Raw genomic sequence first — 1,861 nt, forward strand, 5'->3', positions numbered from 1 at the left:
CACTCCTCGTATAGTATGTTTAGAATCTTCTTTTTGAAGAATTTCCAGTTAATCTGCAGTGAAACTATGGTGGACGTAGCCGACCCGCACCGCAGCCCGAAGGGCAAGGAGCGGAAGTCGGGGTCCAGAGAGAAAACCGCTCTTTGACAACTTTAAAAAATACAATTAGGGTCTTGGACTTTTCGTGATGTTCCCGGACAATGAGCTTAGGGTCATTTGGGGAAATTCGTCTCACTCCTGTAGTTCGACTACATCTAAAGTCTGTTTCCCCAGCACTCGTTTGAACTTCTTACCCGCTGGCTGTCCCCTTCGGCAACCCATGCTCGAAGATAGCAGCTTCGAGGCAGCTCATGGACCGAAGGAAGTTCTCATATGCGAGGGTGACTGATCGGCGAGCGCGCTGGGGGCATCCCGAAGAGTCCAATTCCCTAAATCCCGAATCCAGAAGGGAGGGATCACCCTTGAAATTATTTGTCGGTATTGACGTCAGTTCAGAAGAACTGGAAGCGTGTTTCATGGATCCGGAAGGCGATACGCTTGAAACGCTCAAGGTAGAAAACAATCTGCACGGTGCCTCGCATCTGCGCGACCGCATCGTGGCTGCTGCGGACAAGCTGCCGGCTTCCGAAATCCATATCGGCCTTGAAGCAACCTCGGTCTATAGCTGGCATCCGGCTATGTACCTGCATGAGGATGCCTCGCTTCAAGAGCGGAAAACCAAGGTGTTCACGATCAACCCGAAGCTTATTAACAAGTTCCGGGAAGCTTACGCGGATATGGACAAGACCGATCGGATCGATGCCTGGATCATCGCCGAACGCCTGCGCTTCGGCCGTCTCACGACGACCATCGTCATGCAGGAGCAGTACATCGCGCTCCAGCGCCTGACGCGCATGCGGTACCATCTGGTTCACAACCTGACACGCGAGAAGCAGTACTTCCTGCAGAATCTGTTCTACAAATGCAATGCGTTTCGTTCCGAAGTCGACAGCTCCGTTTTCGGCCACGCCATCATGGAGATGCTCTCGGAAAAGTTCAGCCTCGATGAGATTGCCGACATGGAAGTCGCCGACTTGGCCGACTATCTCAAGGAGAAGGGAAAGAACCGTTTCCCTGATCCGGAGCATGTCGCCCGCTGCATCCAGAAGGCTGCACGAGCGTCCTACCGCCTTTCAAAGGTCGTAGAGGATTCCATTGATCTGGTTCTCGGCACTTCCATACAGGCCATCCGGAGTATTCAGAGCCAACTGAAAGAGCTGGACAAGGCGATCGAACGCATTCTGGCTGGCATCCCCGGCGCTCAGTGCCTGCGCTCCATTCCGGGCATCGACCGGGTGTACGCCGCCGGCATTCTGGCGGAGATCGGCGACATCGAACGCTTTAGCGATCAGGCCGCCGTAGCCAAATATGCAGGCCTGACATGGCGTAAACATCAGTCCGGGGGCTTTGAGGCCGAAGATACCAAACGCATTCGTTCCGGCAACCGATTCCTTCGTTATTACCTTGTTGAAGCTGCCAACTCGGTGAAAAACCGCGAACCGGAATTCGGCGAGTATTACCGGAAGAAGTACGTTGAAGTGCCTAAGCATCAACACAAACGCGCCCTCGTCTTAACGGCAAGAAAACTTGTGCGTCTGGTCGATGTGCTGCTACGCAACGGCCAACTCTACACGCCTGGAAGGAAGGTGACAACTGCGAAGGATTAACGCCTCCTTTGCCAAAGTCCTTCACGGATTCCCAGTTAAAATCTGGTAATTAACTCGATTTTCGACTGGGTTTAGTTTGGTGTTGCCTTTTTCCCTGAGTCATCGCGTTTTGGGCCAAAATAATTTCCAATTTTCACGAATCAGGGACTTGACAT

Annotated in this window: 1 protein-coding gene; it reads left to right on the forward strand. The window is 52.8% G+C overall.

Translation table 11 applies throughout. The annotated features are described in order from the left end of the window. The first annotated feature begins 461 nt into the window (after nt 1-461). A complete protein-coding gene (locus ABEV74_RS22860; protein ID WP_213531850.1) occupies nt 462-1,706 on the forward strand; it encodes an IS110 family RNA-guided transposase in 1,245 nt (414 codons plus the stop codon). The last annotated feature ends 155 nt before the right edge of the window (nt 1,707-1,861 follow it).

The organism is Paenibacillus cisolokensis (genome assembly GCF_050481165.1).
In the GTDB taxonomy this organism is placed as follows: domain Bacteria; phylum Bacillota; class Bacilli; order Paenibacillales; family Paenibacillaceae; genus Paenibacillus_AH; species Paenibacillus_AH cisolokensis.